Source organism: Oceanobacillus indicireducens (assembly GCF_014647195.1).
GTDB classification, from domain to species: Bacteria; Bacillota; Bacilli; order Bacillales; family Amphibacillaceae; genus Oceanobacillus; species Oceanobacillus indicireducens.
The window spans coordinates 107,173-129,573 of record NZ_BMOS01000006.1; the positions used below are offsets into that span (position 1 = coordinate 107,173).

Annotated in this window: 15 protein-coding genes, 1 pseudogene and 1 riboswitch; of the genes and pseudogenes, 3 read left to right on the top strand and 13 right to left on the bottom strand. The window is 38.0% G+C overall.

Features of this window, described 5'->3' with window-relative positions; translation table 11 throughout:
- Positions 1-38 precede the first annotated feature (38 nt).
- The 3 genes from IEX94_RS05880 to IEX94_RS05890 are packed head-to-tail and all read right to left on the bottom strand — an operon-like array spanning position 39 to position 4,692.
- The gene (locus IEX94_RS05880; RefSeq protein ID WP_188856425.1) at positions 39-1,820 is read right to left on the bottom strand and encodes an ABC transporter substrate-binding protein; all 1,782 of its coding nucleotides are present in this window, start codon (positions 1,818-1,820) and stop codon (positions 39-41) included.
- Positions 1,821-1,849: 29 nt separating this feature from the next.
- Positions 1,850-3,340 (bottom strand): ABC transporter permease, encoded by a 1,491-nt coding sequence (locus IEX94_RS05885; protein ID WP_188856426.1) that lies wholly within the window; start codon positions 3,338-3,340, stop codon positions 1,850-1,852.
- Between the two features lie 14 nt (positions 3,341-3,354).
- Positions 3,355-4,692, bottom strand: a complete 1,338-nt coding sequence (locus IEX94_RS05890) for an ABC transporter permease (RefSeq protein WP_373290800.1) — start codon at positions 4,690-4,692, stop codon at positions 3,355-3,357.
- Positions 4,693-4,908: 216 nt separating this feature from the next.
- Here IEX94_RS05890 and IEX94_RS20110 point away from each other — a divergent pair, with 216 nt between their 5' ends.
- Positions 4,909-6,627 carry an ABC transporter ATP-binding protein gene (locus IEX94_RS20110; RefSeq protein ID WP_188856427.1) on the top strand — a complete coding sequence of 573 codons (1,719 nt, stop codon included), beginning with the start codon at positions 4,909-4,911 and terminating at the stop codon, positions 6,625-6,627.
- A 313-nt stretch (positions 6,628-6,940) separates the two neighbouring features.
- Here the strand turns inward: IEX94_RS20110 and IEX94_RS05900 are convergent, their stop codons facing one another.
- The 3 genes from IEX94_RS05900 to IEX94_RS05910 all read right to left on the bottom strand — a co-directional run bounded on the left by IEX94_RS05900 (position 6,941) and on the right by IEX94_RS05910 (position 11,183).
- Positions 6,941-8,782: a heavy metal translocating P-type ATPase gene (locus IEX94_RS05900; RefSeq protein ID WP_188856428.1), complete on the bottom strand. Its 1,842-nt coding sequence runs from the start codon at positions 8,780-8,782 to the stop codon at positions 6,941-6,943.
- A 158-nt stretch (positions 8,783-8,940) separates the two neighbouring features.
- Positions 8,941-9,147, bottom strand: coding sequence for a heavy-metal-associated domain-containing protein (locus IEX94_RS05905; protein WP_188856429.1), 207 nt, complete (start codon positions 9,145-9,147; stop codon positions 8,941-8,943).
- Between the two features lie 137 nt (positions 9,148-9,284).
- Positions 9,285-11,183: a heavy metal translocating P-type ATPase gene (locus IEX94_RS05910; protein ID WP_188856430.1), complete on the bottom strand. Its 1,899-nt coding sequence runs from the start codon at positions 11,181-11,183 to the stop codon at positions 9,285-9,287.
- A gap of 263 nt (positions 11,184-11,446) precedes the next feature.
- Here IEX94_RS05910 and IEX94_RS20240 point away from each other — a divergent pair.
- Positions 11,447-11,605 (top strand): annotated as a pseudogene (locus IEX94_RS20240) (type II toxin-antitoxin system PemK/MazF family toxin); the annotation flags it as partial.
- A 575-nt stretch (positions 11,606-12,180) separates the two neighbouring features.
- Here the strand turns inward: IEX94_RS20240 and ileS are convergent.
- From ileS to IEX94_RS05940, 5 genes are all read right to left on the bottom strand, one after another.
- Positions 12,181-15,258, bottom strand: a complete 3,078-nt coding sequence (gene ileS / locus IEX94_RS05920) for an isoleucine--tRNA ligase (RefSeq protein WP_156857839.1) — start codon at positions 15,256-15,258, stop codon at positions 12,181-12,183.
- Positions 15,259-15,690: 432 nt separating this feature from the next.
- Complete coding sequence (locus IEX94_RS05925) at positions 15,691-16,392, bottom strand: hypothetical protein (RefSeq protein WP_188856431.1); 702 nt, start codon at positions 16,390-16,392, stop codon at positions 15,691-15,693.
- Complete coding sequence (locus IEX94_RS05930) at positions 16,389-17,249, bottom strand: ABC transporter ATP-binding protein (RefSeq protein ID WP_188856432.1); 861 nt, start codon at positions 17,247-17,249, stop codon at positions 16,389-16,391. The genes IEX94_RS05925 and IEX94_RS05930 overlap by 4 nt, the downstream gene beginning before the upstream one ends.
- Complete coding sequence (locus IEX94_RS05935; RefSeq protein ID WP_156857841.1) at positions 17,239-17,616, bottom strand: GntR family transcriptional regulator; 378 nt, start codon at positions 17,614-17,616, stop codon at positions 17,239-17,241. Before IEX94_RS05935 ends, IEX94_RS05930 begins: the two co-directional genes overlap by 11 nt.
- Positions 17,617-17,746: 130 nt before the next feature.
- Positions 17,747-18,244, bottom strand: coding sequence for a GNAT family N-acetyltransferase (locus IEX94_RS05940; RefSeq protein ID WP_188856433.1), 498 nt, complete (start codon positions 18,242-18,244; stop codon positions 17,747-17,749).
- Between the two features lie 496 nt (positions 18,245-18,740).
- Positions 18,741-18,842: riboswitch (SAM riboswitch) on the top strand.
- 87 nt (positions 18,843-18,929) lie between these two features.
- Here IEX94_RS05940 and IEX94_RS05950 point away from each other — a divergent pair.
- Positions 18,930-19,979: a homocysteine S-methyltransferase family protein gene (locus IEX94_RS05950; RefSeq protein WP_156857692.1), complete on the top strand. Its 1,050-nt coding sequence runs from the start codon at positions 18,930-18,932 to the stop codon at positions 19,977-19,979.
- A gap of 236 nt (positions 19,980-20,215) precedes the next feature.
- Here the strand turns inward: IEX94_RS05950 and IEX94_RS05955 are convergent, their stop codons facing one another.
- The gene (locus IEX94_RS05955; RefSeq protein ID WP_188856434.1) at positions 20,216-21,730 is read right to left on the bottom strand and encodes a PASTA domain-containing protein; all 1,515 of its coding nucleotides are present in this window, start codon (positions 21,728-21,730) and stop codon (positions 20,216-20,218) included.
- Positions 21,723-22,394 carry an ABC transporter ATP-binding protein gene (locus IEX94_RS05960; protein ID WP_198042698.1) on the bottom strand — a complete coding sequence of 224 codons (672 nt, stop codon included), beginning with the start codon at positions 22,392-22,394 and terminating at the stop codon, positions 21,723-21,725. Before IEX94_RS05960 ends, IEX94_RS05955 begins: the two co-directional genes overlap by 8 nt.
- Positions 22,395-22,401 lie beyond the last annotated feature (7 nt).

Here is a 22,401-nt window from a genome sequence, read left to right on the forward strand (position 1 = left end):
GTATGGATGGGTAAGCCCCCCACTGAATGAGTTTCACTTTATTGTAATAATTCTTTGACTTTATCACTATCAGCTTCTAGTTTCAATCCAGTATCAACTAATGGACTAATAGTAGAAACTGCAGGCATTTTATTACCATGGTAATACTCAATTATATCGTCTTGATTAATAGAATAAAGTACAGCTTGGCGTAATTCTGTATTTGTAGCTATTTCACGGTCTTTGTCTTCCATATTGAAAGCAAGATAGGTAACGCCATTACTTTCATTTTGCTGAAGTGTTAATTTATCATCCTCTTCAACAATATCGTATTTGTTTTCCGGAACACCGTTTAAGATATGAATTTCCCCATTCCGCAGCGCTGATAGAGCACTATCAGAGTCTTCTATAAATCTTACAATAACTTCTGATATGTTAGGCTCATAATCCGTACCAGGCATATACCCCGGATTTTTCACAAAATGGGCTTCATAATCATTTTTATAGGTCATTATATAAGGCCCGCTTGCATAGAGGGTATTCTCTTGATCACTGTCTTCTAGAACAGTAGATTGATCACCGTAAGCAATATCTGTATTCACATCATAATCTTCTACTTCATACGTATTGATCTTTTCAACTTGCTCTTTAGAGACAATTCCGCCAGATTGATGAGCGAGATAATTAAGAACTTGCGGGAAAGGATTTGTTGTTCTTACTTTCACAACTTGATAAACTCCCGATGAGTTATCAACTTCAGTTTTATCCGACGTTAATGCTTCAATCTCTTGATCAATTCCGTCTTCTAATGCTTCTCGGATTGTTCTGCCATCAGCTGTATCGCCATCAAGCTCACTTAAATCACTGACAATCGAAATCTCTTCCATATTTTCATGAAGGCTGTATGTCCGATGGTCTGGAACTGAATTTGGGTTTTTTGCACGTTCTAGCGAGAATACAACATCTTCAGCCCCAACAAGTTCCCCTGTATTTACAGCTGTGCCGTCTTCTACTGCAGCAAATTCAATATCGTCACGCAATAAGAAATAATACTCCTCATTTCCCTCTGCAATTGTATGGTTTAAAGACAATGAACCGTCTGAAACAATTTCATCATCATCAGTTAAATTAACAAGACGCACGTACAGATTCGTATTTAATGTATTGATAGAACCATCGTTTCCTTTAATAGGATCCAATGACGTCAGCGTTCCAATTGCTTGTTGTAAAATCAGAGGCTCTGTATCCCGCTTAGAAGTATCTGTAAAATCTATGGCCTCCCAAACTGCTGCCCTTGATTTTGGCAGGCGCACAGAAGACTCATCAATTATTTCGTGATTTACCCCTTGTGCTTTATAAGATGTGTAAAGCGGTACGATATACGCCTGGTCAAATACAATATGCTGCTCTAATTCTTTATATGTTTCCACATATTCGTCTGCTAACTCTGTACTTGCTTGATTGATCAACTCATCTGCCCGTTCATCCGCAAACAAGCTGTTATCTCCTTCTGAAGTAAATAACGAGCGTACCGCATAATCCGGATTGCCAGTTACTGTCGTCCAGCTGTTTAATGCTAAATCATAATTTCCTGCTTCTTTCTGCGTTGTAAAGCTACCGTAATCTGGTTGTATATTCAGCTTAACATTGAATCCATTTTTCGTCAGCTGATCACGCAGAATATTTAAATCATCCTCATTTGAACCCATTCCTAAAATTTCAACCGTATTATCCCCCGAATCTATTTCTCCGCTTCCACCCTCATTTACATCTGACTCCGTATTTAGGCAACCCGTTAAAATGAGCAAAAAAGCGCCTAACAAGACATATAATCTTTTCAATGTATTAACCCCCAAATTTAGTAAATATATTAATCTAGCTTTGGATCTAATGCATCCCTTAACCCATCACCTAAAAAGTTAAAGGACAAGACGAGTAAAATTATCGCGATACCCGGAAAAATAGCTAAATAGGGATTTGTCTCCAGATACATGCTTCCTACTTTTAATATATTCCCCCACTCTGGAATATGCGGTTCAACCCCTAAGCCGAGGAAGCTCAAACTACTTGTCGCAATCACTGCAGTTCCAATCGTTAAAGATGCCTTCACAATCATAGGAGCAAAAGAATTAGGAACGACCTGCTTAAAAATAATCTTCCACTCTGATTCTCCTAATGCCTTAGATGCCTCTACAAATTCCAGGTTGGAAACCGATAGCACGTTAGCACGCATTGTTCTGGCATAGGTCGGAATCGATCCCACACTTAACGCAATGATTAAATTAGTCGTGCTTGAACCAAATGCTGCAATAATCGCGATAGCAAGCAGAATACCTGGAACTGCATAAATTACATCCAAAATACGCATTAGTACATTGTCGAGTGTATTTTTATAATATCCGGCCAGAGCTCCTAGGAATCCGCCAATAACTAACGGAATAATCGTCGTTATGACTCCTACGGTTAATGAAATTCTAGCCCCATAGATAATTCTTGAGAATACATCCCTGCCAAAGTCATCTGTTCCAAATGGATAGGCTAAACTTGGCTCCATTAGCATGGATGCGTAGTTATTTTCCGTGGCAAATCTGTCTACAAATGTTCCGTAACTTATTACTGAAATGGAAAATGTAAAAATAACAAACAATAATCCAAGCATGGCTGTGAAGTTTTTAGTAATACTTAACCAGAATTTATTCCACCTATCAATTTTTGAATCATCTCTAATCACTGTTTTTAATAGAATGCTATAACCTAAAACAAAACCAAACAAATTTCCTGTAAACCCGGCTAATAATACCACACCACCTAACCATTTTAATTTCGAATAACCACCTTGAATCAAATCAATTTTCCCAAAAATGATTACTGTAATTAAAGAAAATATAATGAAGAGCGCCAAAATACTCATCGATGGTAAAAATGTATTAGATACATAAGGTTTAAAAATATTGAATAGTGACACAGTAAATATTAAAATGTTCGTCAAGAGCATATAATATGCCAATGTATATTCAATAGATTCTTCCTTTCTTAGCACTCTAAAAGCAAATGCAGTGATAAAAACATTTCCAACTGTTATCCCCAGCAACTGAAGGGTACTCAGGACCCTCGTCCTTTTTTGAATTTCGCCTTTGTCCCGCAAATCTTTCTTTAACAATTGAATAAGTACACCTTGCAAGACTGTTCCAATTAAATAGGCAAGTGTAACAATACTCCAAGACACACTCCAGAGACCTTCCTGATAATCATACGCATTAAAGAAGCAAACGATTGTCAATGCTAGAGAGAGAACAAAGGCAAAATGAGCATGCTTGTATTTTTGTGAGTTTTTAAGTATAAAAGTTTTTGGCAATGTCACTTTTTTCCACCTCGTTACGTTTTCTTCATTTCCGAACGGATTCTTGGATCCAGGAAAGCATATAAAATATCAACAACTAAATTCACGATCGATATAACAATCGCAATATAGACGACTCCTCCAAGGACAGAAGGAATATCCGGGATGAATTGTTTATCCACAATATAACTACCTAACCCACTAATATTGAAGACCTTCTCTGTGACTGCCGCACCCCCAAGCATCCCACCAAACTGAAGACCGATAATTGTTATGATCGGAATCATCGCATTTCGAAGAGCGTGGTTCATAAAAATACTTCTCGGCAATAGTCCCTTTGACTTTGCTGTCACAATATAGTCCTCACTAATGACCTCTAAAATAGATGAACGAGTCATCCGCGCAACGGAAGCAGTCAATCCTGTACCAAGTACAATAACTGGCATGATAATCGAAGCCATATCACCTGGATAATAGGTTGCAGGTAGTATATTCCACTTTATAGCAAACGTTAAGATGAAAATAAGTCCTTGCCAAAAGTTTGGAATCGATAAACCTATCAAGGCAATAAACATAAAGCTATAATCCCAAAATGAATTCCGTTTGGCTGCAGATATTATTCCAAACGGTAAAGCTATAATGACTGACATTAATAGTGACCATGTTGCAATAGTTAGCGTGATCGGAAAACGATCACTAATGGTTTTTATGACATTTTCATTTCCGGTATAAGAACTCCCCAAATCAAATGTAAGAATTCCTTTTATTGCATCCCACAGTTGCACAATGTATGGTTGTTCCAATCCGTATTGTTGATTAAAAGCCTCACGTTGTTCCATTGTTGCTGCTTCTCCCAATATGTTCGCGGCCGTATCCGTTGGTGAAAAGTGTAAGATGGTAAACACAAAAATAATCACAGAAATAATTACAAAAAGGGTTTGTACGAGTCGTTCCGCAATGTATCGAATCATTGGTCTCGGATAAACCAATAACAATAAATACATTAAAATTCCCGGGATGAAAGTAACTATAACGAAAAGTGGTTTTTCAAGACATTTTCCAAAAAAGGTAGCGTAATTTTCTCTCGTTAGATTTTCAGTAGCTAATTCTTTTTCCGCCATCTCTTGGATCCGTTCATTTGCCAAATTAGCCGCTTCATCGTTCATTTCTTTTTCATTCACCGGGCGATGGAAAAATTGTTGTTTATTTTTATATTGTTGTTTATAACGTTCCAACAAATTAAGATATGTAGAAGATTCTTTCTTTATGTTAATTTTCTTTTGCAGGGCTTGTTCATACTCCTTATTTCTTGCCCCTGTCAAATAAGCAATCCCGGTAAATATATGAATAAGCAAACCTGACAAAAATAGCAAACTACTAAAGAAAGTACTTTCACTCAAATTGCGGTAAGTTACAGCAAAGCCGTTCTCTTTAAGTTTAGGCAGTCAAATCACCCTCTTTGCATTAATCTTGATTATCCCTAGGGATTTAGTATACTATTCAATAGCATAAAATGTAATCAACAAGAAGTCAATATATTAAGACTACATAATTTCAATTATAACTATTTAAAAATGAGGGTAATCATAATGGAGAAAATTTTACAGGTAGATGATTTACACGTTTCCTTTATCACCCAAAATAAAGTAACGGAGGCTGTTAAAGGAATAACATTTGATGTACATAAGGGAGAGACTCTAGGAATCGTTGGAGAATCAGGGTCTGGTAAAAGTGTCACTGCCCGTTCAATTATGAAGCTATTGCCATCTCCTCCTTCTTTAATGACCGCTGGTAATATTCAATTTTTCGAAAAGCCAATTTCCGAGTATACAGTTCAGCAGATGGACACCATTAGAGGAAATGATATTAGCATGATTTTCCAAGACCCAATGACTTCCTTGAACCCAACGATAAGGATTGGAAAACAGATTGATGAAACCCTTCGGAAGCACCAAAAATTTTCATCTGCTGAAGCAAAGAAAAGAACGATTGATATGCTGAAAATGGTTGGCATTACGAATGCAGAGGAACGCTACAATCAATATCCTCATGAATTTTCCGGCGGGATGAGACAACGTGTCATGATAGCAATGGCACTCTCCTGTCAGCCAAAGTTACTAATCGCTGACGAACCGACAACAGCACTTGATGTGACAATTCAAGCGCAAATTTTACGTTTAATGAAAAGAATGCAACAGCAATTTGACACCTCCATTATATTGATTACACATGACCTTGGGGTTGTCGCTGGAATGTGTGACAGGGTCATCGTTATGAAAGATGGAGAAGTTGTGGAGCAAAATACGATTGAAAAAGTATTTTCCGCTCCAAAGCATCCATATACGAAAAAGCTTTTAAATGCATTACCACAAATTAATGCTAAAAAAGAACCTAAAGGACAAATTACGTTACCTAAAGATATCCAGCCTGATCAACCGCTAATCGAAGTGCAGGATTTAACACAAGAATTTCCCATGGGAGCAGGTCGCTCAATAAAAGCGGTTGATTCTATTAGCTTTTCGATTCATCCTGGTGAAACACTAGGCTTGGTGGGAGAATCCGGCTCAGGTAAGTCGACTACAGGTAGACTTTTATTACAATTACAAAAAGGGATTGGCGGCGATATTTTATACAGGGGCATGTCACTTAATCGAATGAACACGAAAGAAATGAAACAGCTTCGAAAAGAAATTCAGATTATTTTTCAGGATCCGTATGCTTCTCTCAATCCAAGAATGAAGATATTGGATATTATCGGTCAACCATTGGATATCCATAAATTATATAACACAAAAAAAGAACGGAGAGAACGTGTGGAGGATTTATTACAGCTCGTAGGGTTACAAAAGGAACATGCCATGCGTTATCCACATGAGTTCTCCGGCGGACAGCGACAAAGAATCGGGATTGCCCGTGCACTGGCAGTTGAGCCCAAATTCATTGTATGTGATGAACCCTTATCTGCACTTGATGTATCGATCCAAGCTCAAATTGTCAGCTTGCTGAAGGATTTACAGAAAAAATTCGGACTTACTTATTTATTTATCGCCCACGACTTGTCAGTTGTTAAACATATAAGTGACCGAATAGCAGTCATGAATGCTGGAAAAATTATCGAACTTGCCGAGAGTGAGGAATTATACAGTAATCCTATCCATCCATATACGAAATCACTTTTAGACGCTGTCCCTGTTCCGAATCCTGCAATCGAATCGGTTAGATTGAACAGAAATATTGAACGACGCAATTTCCATATTAAGGGGGGTGTTTTAAAAGAAGTATCGGACGGACATTGGGTATTACAATAATATAAGAAAGCGGATGGTCAGAAGAAACCATTCTGCTTTCTTTTTTATTATGATGTTTATCACGCATTAACGGTCTATAATACCCCCACCTCTAAACAGGAGGGAAGCCCAACATGTGAAGGTGGGGGATAGATAGTCCGTAAATCCCTGATTCTGTTCAACTAACATTCAGTGGCGGAGGTAAGGAAACCCCCACTGAATGAAGTTTCACTTTATCAACTTGGAATTCATACTGGAAAGCAAGAAAAAAGAGTCAAGAAAAATTAATTCCTTAACCCTATTTCATACTAATAAGCAAGCCGTGCTTCCAGCTCTATTTTTTCTGCTTTCCTTGTCTTAATAAGCGTAATCCATTTAAGATTACTAGAATAGTGGAACCTTCATGGAATAACACTGCCATTGGTAAATTCAATAATCCAAATAAATTCAAGATAACCAAGGCGAGAATCACCCCAATGGAAAAAGCAACGTTCCCAACAATAATTCGATTTAGTCTGTGACTTAGCTTGAAGCTATAAAATAGTTTGGCTAAGTTATTTTTTACAATAACGACATCGGATGATTCCATTGCAACAGATGAACCGCTTCCCATCGCGATACCAATATCTGCATTCGCAAGTGCTGGCGCATCGTTGATCCCATCCCCAATCATTCCGACAATCTTACCTGCTTGCTGGCTCTCATGAATGTATTTAATTTTGTCTTCCGGTAGACACGATGCAACATAATCAACTCCACCAACTTCATCTGCGACTTTCTTCGCAACCGTTTCGTTATCTCCTGTAAGCAAGGCAACACGGATCCCTTCCTTTTGGAATCCCGCCACCGCTTCGGCAGATTCTTTCCGCACGCGATCAGCAAGAGAGAAGTAGCCGACGATTTTGTTATTTTTTCCTACAAAAATATTCGTATTTCCGTCAATCGCTTTCTTCCGGTAATTATGAATATCTTCATACTGATCAAATACAGAAGGCTTTCCGATTTGAATTTCACCTTTTTTCATTCCGGAACCAGCTACTTCTTCAACCGGTTCATTCCGATCAATCTGGTCTAAATCCAAATAATTGAACGTGTCTACAATCGCTCTTGCAATCGGGTGACTGGACTGTTGCTCCATATATACGACTTCACTTAATGTATCCTCTTGTGCTGCATAATCAACAACTTCAAATTCGCCATGTGTAAGCGTACCAGTTTTATCACTATAGAGCACATCCATCGTGCTCAGTGCTTCCATTGCCGCTCCACCTTTAAATAACACACCATTCCTTGCCCCATTACTGATCGCACTGAGGGTAGCCGGAGTGGCGGATGCTACAAGTGCACATGGACTTGCTACCGTCAACATAACCATCCCACGATAAAATGCTTCTTGGAAGGTAAAATCATTAAATGCGTAAAGGATAAAAATAAAAATTGGAACCCCAACCAACACACTGATCACATATTTCGATTCAATCCGGTCAATAAATTTGGATACATTAGACGGCCGATTTTGTGCTTCTTCAACCATCCGTATAATATTGGAAAATACTGTCTCATTACTTAATTTGTTCACTTCAAGATGAAAAGCATGACCTTCATTAATTGTTCCTGCAAATACTTCATCTCCTTTTTCTTTACTAACAGGAACAGATTCTCCAGTCAACGCAGCTTCGTTCACCATTGTTTGCCGGTCCGTGATGCCATCAATGGGAATAAGCTCTCCTTTTGATACAACAACCATATCTCCTATGTTTAAATCGTCTGTCGGAATCTCAACAACTTCCCCATTATCTCTTAAAACTTGCGCAGTTGATGGAACTTGTGACATAAGCTCGGAAATAGCATTGGTCGATTTAGCTGATGCATAATCTTCAAGCGCCTCTGCTCCGGCGAAAATGAGTAAAAGAATCGCTCCTTCCGATTCATAATTAATAAGAACCGCACCAAGCGCAGCTAAAATCATAAGTAAGTCAACATTGGGAGATTTCGATTGAATGGTATCTACTACTGCACTTTTCGCAGCAAAGAATCCTAAAAAGAATATCGCTGCATAAAATGATAGTCGACTCACGATTTCAATAAACGGCGCGAATATAAATCCAAGAATAATAAAGAAAATACCAACGAGAAGAAACTGGCCAGGACGGCTTTTGATTAGATAGTTGAACATATTAAGTATCCTTTCTTGAGGAGAATTTAATAAAACAAACTATATACGTTATTACTTTATAGTAATTATAATTTAACTATACCATTAGAAAGGTTTTCCAGCAACTAAAATAGCAACCCACCTAACGAAACCAGGTGAGTTGCTTGTATTTTACTTTATTACAGTACAGCGTAACCTAATTTTTCTATTGTTTCCTTTATGTCATCAGCACTAACCTGTTCTTCATTAAACGTTGCCTTTACTTTACTTGAGTTGAACATCACTTTCGCTTCTTCTATACCATCGATTCTGCTTAAACCTGTTTCAATCTTTTTAATACATGTTGGGCAAGTGAGGGGCTCCAATTGAAATTTAACTGTTGTCATTATTCATCTCTCCTTTGTTATTTTCTACCTTTATCATATCCTGTATCCCATATTCTTTCTTTGACCTACGTCAAGTTTTTAAATTTTTTCTTTGATATTTTGTGCTCGCAGGGAATCGTTTCTATTCGCTGACCCCATTAAACAAGTTTTGCTTTAAGACTTTCTTTGACTTCTTGATTCTTCTTGTTGAAACGGATTAGTCGCATCGCATTTAAAATTACCGCAAGTACGCTTGCTTCATGGATGAACATTCCTGACGCTAGATTGATTACTCCTGCAAGTACTCCTATTAAGAGAAGGAACACGACTCCGACAGCAAGGAATGTGTTTTGCTTCATATTACGAATTGTCGCTTTTGATAAAGAATAAGCGTGGGAGTACTGCGACAATTTATCTGCCATCAAGACGACATCTGCTGTTTCCATTGATATATCCGTCCCTCCTTCTCCCATCGCAAGCCCGATATCTGCAGTAGCAATCGCCGGTGCGTCGTTGATTCCGTCCCCGGCCATGGCGACAACGTGACCGGATTCCTTCAACTTTTTCACATACTTTACTTTGTCTTCTGGTAACAATTCTGCATAAAACACATCAATGCCCAACTCGTTGGAGACAAGTTCTGCTGCATGTTTGTTGTCACCCGTCAGCATGATAATTTTCTTCACACCATTACGTCTCATTTCAGCTAGTGCAGCTTTAGCATCCTCTCTAATCTGGTCTGCAATGGAGAATATTCCTGCTATCGCACCATCGATGCTTACGAAAATAGCGGTATTTCCTGCCTTTTCTTGGTTAATTTGATAAATTGCCACTTCTTCTGGTATGTGGATTCCTTCTGCATTCATCAATTTACGATTACCAATTGCAAGCCCATAATCGCCAACGGTAGCTTTGATTCCGCCCCCTTTAATGACTTCACTACTTTCCGGCTCTCTTGTTAATTCAAGATTTCTTGCTTGAGCCTCCTTCACAATCGTTTGACCCAAGTGATGTTCAGAGATTGTTTCCGCTTCAGCTACAAGCTGTAATAATGTCACTTCATCATAATTACCGAACGTTTTAATATCCGTAACTTCCGGCTTTCCTTTCGTTAGTGTACCCGTTTTATCAAAGACAAGGGTGTCTACTTTGGAGAGGTTATCCATCATTTCTCCACCTTTTACGAGAACGCCGTTTCTTGCACCATTACCAATCCCCGCTACGCTCGATACCGGGGCACCGATTACGAGGGCACCAGGACAAGCGACAACTAAGAATGTAATCGCGATATGCAGATCCCTTGTTATCAGGTAAACGAGTATCGATAAAACAACAACTGCCGGTGTATAAATATTGGCGAATCTATCCAAGAATTTTTGTGTTTTTGATTTGGACTCCTGAGCTTCTTCAACTAACTCAATGATTTTCGCAAACGTCGTGTCATCCCCGACTCGTTCCGCAATCATTTCAATATATCCATTATCAACAATCGTTCCACTGAACACTTGATCATCGTTACGCTTTGATACCGGTACAGATTCCCCGGTGACTGCAGCTTCATTCAGAAAGGCTTGCCCAGAAACGACCTTTCCGTCTACTGGCACTTTTCCCCCGGAACGAATGATGATGCGATCACCTGCCACGACATTTTCCACTGGAATTGTCTCTGTCTCGCCGTTACGGATAACCGTTGCTTCCTGTGGTGCCATATCGACAAGGTCTTTCAATGAGCGGCGGGTCTTCTCCAGTGTACGTGTTTCCAAGTAATCCCCGAATAAAAATAAGAACGTCACGACAGCTGACTCAACAAACTCACCAATGAATAGAGCGCCGATGACGGCAATCGTGACAAGAAGTTCAATGCTGAACACCCGCATTCTTACGGCCTGGTACGCTTTAATGAAAATTGGAATTCCTGCTAAAACTGTAGCGAACACTAAGATTGCTTGCCTCAGCTCGTAGGGACCAAAATAATGAATAATAAGCGCGAGAATTAACGATGCTCCTGATAGAAACGTAATTTGTTTTTTAGCTTTATTAATCCAGCGTATAAACATCTTCATCTCTCCTTTTTGGTATATTTAGTATTGCGTTATCTTCTGCCTTTATCATATCGAAGAATCCAAAGGGAGTAATTGACACGCGTCAAGTTTTGAGGATAAGTTTAAAGTTAGTTTCTAGACATAGCGGGTTATAAAAAATCTTCAGAGGGTTTTAAGGAGCATAAACAATCCTTTAAAGAATGTATACTTAAATACAACATATATCGAAGGATTTCAAAGGATTTATCGCTCTTCAATAGGATGTAAATAAATGGGGATTTCATGTTAGATTGCCTGATGATTTAAAGGTAAATGGTGTCGTTAAAACGGATCAACTAAAAAATTTAGATTTCAAAGCTAGAAATTCTGAAACTATTGAAAATGCACCAGAAGAGATTGTTGAAGACTGCTTGAAGAAGATTAGGACATTTTTATAGTCTATATATAAGGATGTTTGAAAAAATTGTGGGATTTGATGATATCCTTTGTGCCGAATGTGATGAGATTTAATCTGTTCACCATTTTTCTCCCTCAACATTCTATTATAAACTCAATTTTTGCACTGATAAACTTCATAAAATTGCTCTTAACCACTGTACGAAGAGTTCAATACCATAAACGGACAGCTTTAGTAGTGAATTCAAGCAAAGTAAGTGTTTTCAGATGCTGATAAGATTTTCAGCCCGAGTGAACTAGGATCTTGTTCAAACGGGAATGGGGCTCCTCTATTTACCCGAGCGGACTGGAATCTGCTGCATTCGATCGATTAGAGCCCCGCTATTCACTCGAATGAACTCGAATCACCTTCAAACGAGTCATTAGAATCCTCTAATCACTCAATTGAAGTTTTGGGATCGTTCCATAACTATAATGAATTACTGGTTGCACTGATTATACCAAGGGATAGCTCAATGTTTCAGACTACGAAAGTTAAATTTAGAGGAAATTTATCTTTCTTTTCAACAAAAATACCAAAGAAACGAAGCAGCATTGTCTCTTTGATATTTTTTAATTATGATTCAATATACAGTTGAATTTCATTTCCTTCCACTTCAAAACGCCTCATTTTTGGCTTTTCTTCAAAATTAATCGATTGAACGATTAGATTTTCATGCAGCAAGTCATCAAACTTAACTAATACTTTTTGAAGTTCCGGATTAGCTTGGATAAAAAGATCTATTCTTAACTCAACAGGAAGATTCAACTCTTTCCGATACGATTGAACAGCACGAATAAATTCCCTAACCAATCCTTCTTCTTTTAATGCTTGCGTCAGTTCCGTATCTAATAAAACAGTAATATTATTTCGTTCTAATAATTCAAAACTGGATCTGCCTTTTTTCTCGATTATTAAATCACCTAAAGTAAGTGTTACCATTTCTCCTGTACTTAACGGTAACTTCAGTTCTTTTTCTTCAACAACTTTTTCTTTCTGTTTATCAGTTAGCGCCTCGACCTTATTTTTTACCTCACCAACGTACTTACCTAACTTTGGACCAACCACGGAAAAGTTTAATTTTAGATTGTATTGTAGATATGCACGCTCATCTACATTAAATATGACGTCCTTCACATTCAATTCATCCCGTATAATAGAAGCGTACTTTTCCAATTGTAATGAAGCAAATTCTTCTTTTAAAATGATAACCAGTTGGGCCAGAGGTAATTTCGTTTTTATCCCTGTTGTATTTCTGATCGATCTTGTAAGTTCAACTATTTGTAATACCGCATCCATATCTTTCTCTAATTGTTGATCGATCTTTGTCCCGTCTGGTGAAGGATAGTCAGATAAATGAACGCTATCTTCTACTAACTCGGAATAAATATCTTCTGTAATAAATGGAGTGTAAGGAGCCATGAGTTGCATGAGCTTCGTTAACACTTCAAATAAAGTGCTAAAAGCCGCTCGTTTATCATCACTCATTCCACTGCTCCAGAAACGCTGTCTGGAATTTCTCACATACCAATTACTTACCTCATCGATAAATAATGCTATCGATGTTGCACCCCTCGTAATTTCATATTCTTCTAAGCTTTGAGTAACTTCCTTTATTACCGTATTTAAGCGTGAAAGAATCCACTTATCAAGCACGTTCTGTTTGCCGCCGAAATCTTTTCGGGCATCAAATTGATCTATCTTGGCATACATGGAATAAAACGAATATACGTTTTGTAGTGTATCGATAACTTTAGATTTTGCCTGACTCACTGTTTGTTTAGAAAAGCGTTTATTATTCCAAGGCGAACTGTCGGCTAATAACGCCCATCTTAATGAATCAGCGCCGAATTCATGTATCAGCTCAGCAGGGTTCAATGCATTCCCTTTGCTTTTAGACATCTTTTGCCCATGTTCATCTAAAATATGGCCTAAAGAAAGAACTCGTTTATATGGTGACTGGCCGGTAAATAAAGTGGAAACTGCTAATAGACTGTAGAACCAGCCTCTTGTTTGATCAACTCCTTCAATAACTACATCCGCTGGGAATTGTTTCTGAAATAATGCTTCGTTTTCAAATGGATAATGATATTGAGCAAATGGCATCGAACCACTATCAAACCACACATCGATTACCTCGCTCGTTCTAATCATTACACCTCCGCAAGAACATCTGAGGTATATCCGGTCCACGTATGGTTTATGCAACTCAATATGTTCAGGTAACTCCTCGGTAGAAAGGTCTCTTAATTCATTTATAGAGTGTGGGGCTTTTTCAGCGCCACAACCCTCACAAGTCCATACGTTTAACGGAGTTCCCCAGTATCTGTTGCGTCCGATATTCCAATCAACCATGTTATCCAAAAAGTTCCCAAACCTTCCATTTCTCATATGGGGCGGGTGCCAAGCCACTTCTTGGTTATTTGCTTTCATTTTTTCTTTTACAGCAGTTGTTTTAATAAACCAGCCTTCCATGGCATAATAAAGAAGTGGGCTATCACACCGCCAACAATGAGGATAGCTGTGTTCATATTTTTTCTTATCGAATAAAAGATTTTCTTTGGCAAGCATTTTTATAATCTCGACATCACAATCTTTCACAAATTGCCCTGCAAGCGGAGTGACATAATCCTTATACCGCCCCTTTGTATCAACAACATTTACAAAGTCAAATCCATAATCCTTGATTGCCTCATAGTCATCTTCCCCGTGTGCAGGAGCCAAATGAACAATACCAGTTCCACTATTTTCCGTTACAAAATCCGCTCCAATAATACGATATCCTTTATCTACTGTGACATAATTAAAAATGGCTTCATATGAAAGACCAATCAATTCTTTTCCTTTTAACACATCCAATATCTCATAATTTCCCTTTAAAACCATAGGTGCCAAAGACTCTGCCAAAATATATATATCTTCTTCAACTCTGACTCTTACATAGTTCATATTCGGATTCACAGCAAGTGCAACATTACCTGGTAACGTCCATGGCGTTGTTGTCCAACCTAGAAAATATTCGTTTTCCTTCCCTTTCAAACGAAATTTTGCGGTTACAGATAGATCTGATACATCTTTATACCCCTGTGCAACTTCATGTGAGCTTAGAGAAGTCTCACAGTTTGGGCAATACGGAACAACCCGGTGTCCTTTATACAACAATTCTTTCTGATGGATAATCGATAAGATATTCCAAACAGACTCAATATATTCATTGTTCAACGTTACATAAGGGGCATCCATATCTACCCAATACCCAAGTTCTTCGGTGAATTCTCTCCACTCATTTTCATAAGTGAAAACACTCTCTTTACACTTTTGGATAAAATTTTCAATCCCGTACGCTTCAATCTGATCCTTCCCACGAATGTTTAACTGCTTTTCAACTTCTAACTCGACAGGTAAACCATGTGTATCCCATCCCGCCTTTCTTAATACTTGATATCCTGACATCGTCTTATATCTTGCTACAAAATCTTTGATGGTTCTGCCAAGTGCGTGACCTGCATGGGGTAATCCGTTAGCTGTCGGCGGCCCTTCATAAAAAACATACGTCTCTTTCCCCTCGCGATTAGAGATTGAATGTTGAAAAGTTTTCTCCCGCTCCCATTTTTTACGTATTCTTAATTCCCTCTCGACATTTGTTTCCTTCAAAATATCACCTCATTTAATATTAAAAAAGCCCGATTCCACCTACGTAGAATCGAGCTCCTATTTAACTCGCCTTTAAACAAAATAAAAAACCATCGCAGTGGTGGTTTTTTTACTTGCTAAATACACTACGTACTATCATACGTGTCCTGGTTATCGGTAGGATGCCGTCAAAGTTTAATTCCATTCAACTTTGCTTCTCGGAAAGGATTTTCATTACGGACTTACCATTGACTCTCAGCAATTCGTCAACTCTCTGTAGATAAGATTCCATAATTACTCGTTTTCGTCATCAAATTGGATATTAAATTGTTGTAAACAATATCTTATTATTGTATAAATGTCAAGTTATAATTTACAAATACTCCATAATTTCATTGTTCCCCTTCATTTAATTTTCGAGCGTTCCAAAAACTAAAGTTTCTGTGCTCTACTTTACACCTTCCTCACAACAGTCACCCTCTGTATAAACAGATAACTAAAAAGATATAAACCAATACCGATTACGAAAATCGTTGCAAAAGTCAGCATGGATGCATCAGATAAAATATTCGCAAATGCTTCAATTAACCAGCCCTCAAAAAGACCATACAAGATTACGACTAGTATTGCTCCTAATGTAATTCCTCCACCTAGTAAACCAGATTGGTAAAATATTAATCCGACTAATAATAGTAAGGCCATAAGAAAGAACATAATGAATGTATCAATAACTGTTCTTGTCAACCACGTATCTGTCAGCAGCATAACCGGATGTCCAAAAATATAGTTTGTAACACCGAAGACGTTAAGCAGCCCTTCTAAAATTGTCTGCAAGGTATTAGCCGCTATCGCCATTAATAGGGAATAGCAAAAGAAGAAATAGGCATAGCTCAGAAAAATGTTTTTCCGAATCGCTCCCATTTTCAATCCAAAAGGAATGTCCTTTTTAACACTTTGAAAAGCAATAATTGCGACATTCGTATACGTTGCAAACGGGAACGCCCAATAAAATCTGCTCCCTTCTACGCCCATCAAGAAATAAGCCATAATACTAGTAGCAACGGTAATCGCAATTAGAATCGTCCAAAAGATCTTCACATGATACTTCATGTCTTGTGTATAATAATAAATAAGTCCTTTCACTTGATTATTCATGCGTGCGCTCCTTTCTTTTCTGTCAAATGAATCATTAATTCCTGTACCGGAACCGCTTCTGCATCTAATCCGAAATCTTTCGCTTCTTCGCTAGTACCAAAGGCATAGGCCATTGAATTTCCTGCAAGACTTTTGAGTTCAATCACATCTTTACCTTGTAAAAATTGATCTACTTTTTCCGTCGGTCCAGACACGGCTACCGTTTGTTGTCTTAACACCTCTGAATCCTCCTGCAAAACGACCAAGCCTTCCTGCAAGATAATTACCTCTTCAAACATTAAACTCACCTCATCAATTAAATGGGTGGAAAAGATGATTGTTCTTGGATAATCCTCGTAATCCTCTAACAATAATTCATAAAATCGTTTCCGTGACGGCGCGTCCATTCCAATATATGGTTCATCAAAAACGGTAATCGGAGCCCTGCTCGCTAAGCCAACCGTGATACCTAAAGCAGACTCCATCCCTTTGGATAATGCTTTTACTTTTAATCGAGGTGTTAGATTAAATTCTTTTAATAAATCTTCTGCAAAGGAGTAATCCCAATTCGGATAAAAGTAAGAAAATATCTTTAACACATCTTTGATTTTCAGTTCTTTGGGGAAGTTATTGGATTCCTTAATCAGACAAATCGATTCCGTCAATTCTTGCTGATCGAATGGATTTTCACCAGCAATTTTTATTTCTCCACTCGATGGCATAATTTGGCCACTAAGAATATTCATGAATGTCGTTTTCCCGGCACCGTTTCTCCCAAGCAGACCGTAGATTTTATTTTTCTCGAGTGCAAAAGATACATGATTTAATGCATACTTTTCTCCATACTTCTTACTCAAATTATTCACTTCAATCTTCATATCCTTCATCCTTCCTTTGCAGCATTTCTATAAGTTCTTCATCTTTAATCTGAAGCTTTTTTGCTTCCTCTTTGAGTGGTAGCATGTAATTGTCATAAAAAGTCTGTTTCCTTTTCTCCATAACAATCTCTTTTGCTGTTTCGGTAACAAACATGCCCACCCCTCTCTTTTTAACCAATATTCCTTCTCCGACCAACTCATTAATCCCTTTTCCAGCGGTTGCAGGATTAATTTGATAAAAGGCAGCAAATTCATTCGTTGATGGTACCCTGGTCCCCGTCTGATAGGATTCATCCATAATCGAATCCTCAATTAAATCCTTTATCTGCATGAAAATTGGCTTGCTGTCATCTAGTTTTTTCTTCATTTAAGTTCATTCCTTAGTTGGTTAATTACTTATGTAATTAACCATATAACACCTTCAGATAAATGTCAATCCCATTTTCTAAAATTAAGCTTAAAAAGGCTCGATCCCACATATGCAGAATCGAGCTTGTCTATAATAATTTTGCCATATAATATTCATCCATGAACTCATCACCTATAAGCAAGGAATGCCTTTTGGTCCCTTCTATTTCAAACCCTGCTTTTCTATATAATGAAAGAGCTGTATCATTCTTCGTAACCACAGTTAATTCCAACCTTCGAATATTCCTATCCCGTGCCCAACGATCCAACCGATAAAATAGTTTTGTACCAATTCCTTGTCCTCTCTTGGCTTGTAATATGCCGACAACGATATAAACGGAATGCTTATTTCTTCGTGCCTTTCCACCTATTGCAAAAAGATAACCCACTAAATCCTGCTCCTTTTCTGCTACAAATATCGTAGAATTTTCACTTGCTTGTATGCTTTTGATCATTTCCACTTGGCTCTCTGCCTGAACTTCTCTTTCACCAGATTCCCAGAGCATATATTTTGAATTTTTTTCGACTTCCTTTATAAGATTAGCTAATTTTTTTGCATCAGTTGTACTAGCTTTTCTAATAATCATCACTTTCTCCCCTTAATTCTATATTTATTAATTATTCTAACTCAATTAATCTTACCATATATTTCAAAACTAAATTCCTAGTTATTAATGGAATTAATCTTAAACAGTTAGAGGACTGGATTGCGATCAACCCAGTCCAATACTAAAGGCATTTTTTGTTACATGTTAATTTTTCTTTTGTACAGCAATCCAAATTTCGCTATAAACAAATAAATCCCCCGTAAATGAAATTTCATTTCAGGAGCCTCAACCAATTCATAATCTGATGAAGGGAGCCACTCAGAAACAATTCATATTTTTCAGCATCGCTTATTCCCTCCTTCATAAGATTATTATAATAACAATTGAAAACGAATACCCGAAAAATTAGAACCGGATATTGTCGGTTTAAAACACGAATAGCATTAACTAAATTTTAAAATAATTATTAAATTTTCTCTTGACATTTATACGAAACCTATGTAGAGTAAAAATTATCAAAATTAAATATGTAATTTTCTTATCTAGAGAGGTGGAGGGACTGGCCCTTTGATACCTCGGCAACAGACTTTTTGAAGCACTGTGCCAATTCCAGTAGCGTTAAGCTTGAAGATAAGAAGAGAAACTAGTAATGCGATTTAAACCTCTTCTTATATTAAGAAGGGGTTTTTATTATTTTATTACATATAAAACAGGAGGAGAAGAAATGAAACGTACTCTAGAACAAAGGTTAAAAGAAGGAACAGTTATTGTTGGAGAAGGGTATTTGTTTGAATTGGAACGAAGGGGTTATTTACAAGCAGGGTCATTTGTACCGGAAGTGGCACTAGAAAACCCAGAAGCACTTAAACAAACCTATAGAGATTTTATGAATGCTGGATCTGATGTGATCTTAGCGTTTACGTATAATGGTCATCGAGAGAAGCTTCGCATTATTGGTAAAGAAGATTTATTAGAGCCGCTAAATCGGAGTGCAATTCGGTTGGCAAAAGAAGTAGCCAAGGAACACCCGACAGAGGAAGCACTTGTTGCGGGAAATATTTCGAATACAAATATTTTTGATCCAAATAATCCAGCTTCCAAGGAAGAAGTGAGAAGTATTTTTGCAGAAATGGTGAAATGGTGTAAGGAAGAGGGCGTTGACTACATTGTTGGTGAAACATTTTATTATCATGAAGAAGCATTAATCGCCTTGGAAGAAATTCAAAAACAAGGTTTACCTGCAGTGATTACGTTAGCCTTATTTGCGGAGAACATTTTAAGAGATGGATATACGGCAGATGAATCATGTAAAATCCTTTCTGAAAAGGGGGCATTAGTAGTTGGTCTGAACTGCTTCCGCGGACCTGATACAATGCATTCATACTTAGTGGACATCCGAAAAAATGTAGATGGCTATGTGGGCGCTCTACCACTTCCATATCGGACAACGGAAGAAAATCCGACATTCTTTAATTTGCCTGATGCCGGATGCAATTGCACATTGCCTACGGAAACAACTTTCCCGACTGCACTTGATCCGCTTTACCATAATCGTTTCGAATTAGCGGAATGGGCAAAAGAGGCAAAAGAAATTGGTATTAATTATATCGGCTTATGTTGCGGTGCTTCACCTGCAATGCTAAGAGAAGTTGCAGAAGCTGTCGGAGTTGAAACAATAAATTCAAAATTCTCCCCGAACATGGAGAAACACTTTTTATTTGGTAATGATGAAACACTTAAAAAGCACAACACGGAATATCGTACAAAGGCATAATAAGATGACTGTTTTTTAATGAGTAACCCAACTTTAGCACTGTTAAATTCATAAAAATGCTCTACATCACTGTACAGAAGATAATAAGAAATGAAACAAGTTAACAATCAATCGATTTAAATAAAAAAGCTTACCATACCGAAATGTATTTGCTACAGCCAGCACATTTCTTTCGGGTAGGGTAAGCTCTCTCCTCATTTTAAATTTCGTAGTGCTTTTAAACATGATGATTATATTTATTCTTCGTCCACTTCAATATCTTCATCGACTACAGGGGCCTCCGGTTCATCATCAAAAAAGTCTGGCGGATTAGGTGGTGCGGAGGCATTATTACTAATACTGATTTCAACGGTATACGTCATTGGTACGAATTCATTGAATTTACTCATATTCACCACTGTTCCCTTTACTTCTGGAGAATAGACATACTTGACTATATACTTAATATCAGCGCCTTTTGATTGATATTCATCAAAGAATAACCGTGGCAGATCTCCTTCCATTTGACCACGGAAATCAGCTAAATACGGCTTACCTAATGAATACGTAACAGTAACACCCTTATCATCTTGGTCCGTTAATTTGGTTTCCGCCTCAACGGATTGGGAAATGAATCTTCCATAAGGTATGTCTGTATTGTATCTCTCTTTTACCGTCACATCTAAATCCGGGTAATTGCTAACTGCTTCCTCCGCAGTCAGTCCCCAAAAGTTTGGAACGACCGTAGCTTTACCTACAGATACCTTCACTTTCATCTTATCTCGTTTTGCTACCTTTTCATCTGCAGCTTCACTTTGACTAATAATATGTTCTGGCTCGATACTGTCAGAGTCAGCTTCTTCATAAGTCATGTCAATTTCATTCGTTTCTGCCCACTTTTCCACTTCTTCTTTGGGCTTTCCTGTAAAGTCAGGTACCGTTATATTCTTTTCAAAAACTTCCTTTCCTTTTGAATAATAGACGGCTGCACTGTGTTTACGTTGATATTCCGCCTCATCGACCCCACTATCCCGGATCGTAGTCTTAATATATTCCCCTTCTTCAAGGTCATCACTATACTCTGTAACCAATTGCAGGTTTTCCGCTTTATTTTCGTCAATCCAATTCCGTGCTTCCTCCTGGCTCATTTCCGAAAAGTCTGGGAGCGGTATAACCTCTTCTGGATCTGGTCCCAAGCTGCTCGTTAACTCTAGAGTCTTCCCTTTCCGTATTTTATCCCCAGCAGCTACACTTTGCTCAAAAACCTGATTGGCATCATATTCCATATTATACTCCTGGTTTAATTCAATTTCGACATCATTCTCACCTGCCCATTCCCGGGCCACGGATACAGACTCTCCTACAAAGTCTTCAACCTTCACATGGACAAGCAGATAATAGATGAAGAAAATCAAACCACAAGCTAAAACGGATCCTGAAATAATCAGCCACATCCGACGTCTCTTTTTTCTTCGGTAGTCCAGATCAATTTCCACTTCTTCTTCGGCATCCCGCTGTCGGCTGTTCCGTGTAGGGGAAGGCGCCCGCGGAGGATCGGTCTCAAGTTCAGATTTGTTATCTTCTATTTCCGAAGCAGGCGCTTGGTTTTCTTGGTTTTCCTGGTTTTCTCGTTTTTCCGGCAACTCTGTTTCTTCTTGATTCTCTGTTTGCCTATCTTGCTCCTCTTTTACTTGTTTATCTTTATCTTCCTCTTGCTCATTCAGCATATCTTGATACTTATCTTTATTAAATTTTGATAAAAAATCACTCATAAGAAGATAGTACACCTTTCCTTAGCAAGTAAGCCTGATCCGATTGCACTGCAATTTCATTGGAGTGCGTTACGACAACGACACATTTATCATGTTCGTGTGCCATTTTCTTAAAGATATCAATGATTTCCTGCTCCATCTCTTCATCCAAGTTCCCCGTCGGTTCATCGGCAAGAATCAACTCTACGTTCGTCGCCAGCGCGCGGGCAATCGCCACACGTTGCTGCTCTCCCCCGGAAAGCTTGTTAACCGGACGATCGGCTTTACTTTGTACAATCCCGATATAATCTAGTAAATTATATGCAACTGTTTTTACATCTTCCGGAATGTCATTTTCTGTAATTGACATCGGAATCAACACATTTTCCACCGCAGTGAAGGTCGGGATTAAATTATAGCTTTGAAAAATAATACCGACATTATTACGGCGATACTTTTCATAGCCTATTTTCTTAATATCTTCATCATTAAACAAAACGGTCCCGCCATGCGGTGAATCCAAAGCACTGAGTAGGGATAAAAGAGTCGTTTTCCCTGAACCGGATTGCCCTAAAATCGTGTAGAACTTCCCCTTTTCAAAAGAAACAGATGTGTCTTTCAATATATAACGACGCTTGTCACCATCTTGATAATAATAATTTAAATCTTTCGCTTCTAATATCATCATTTCA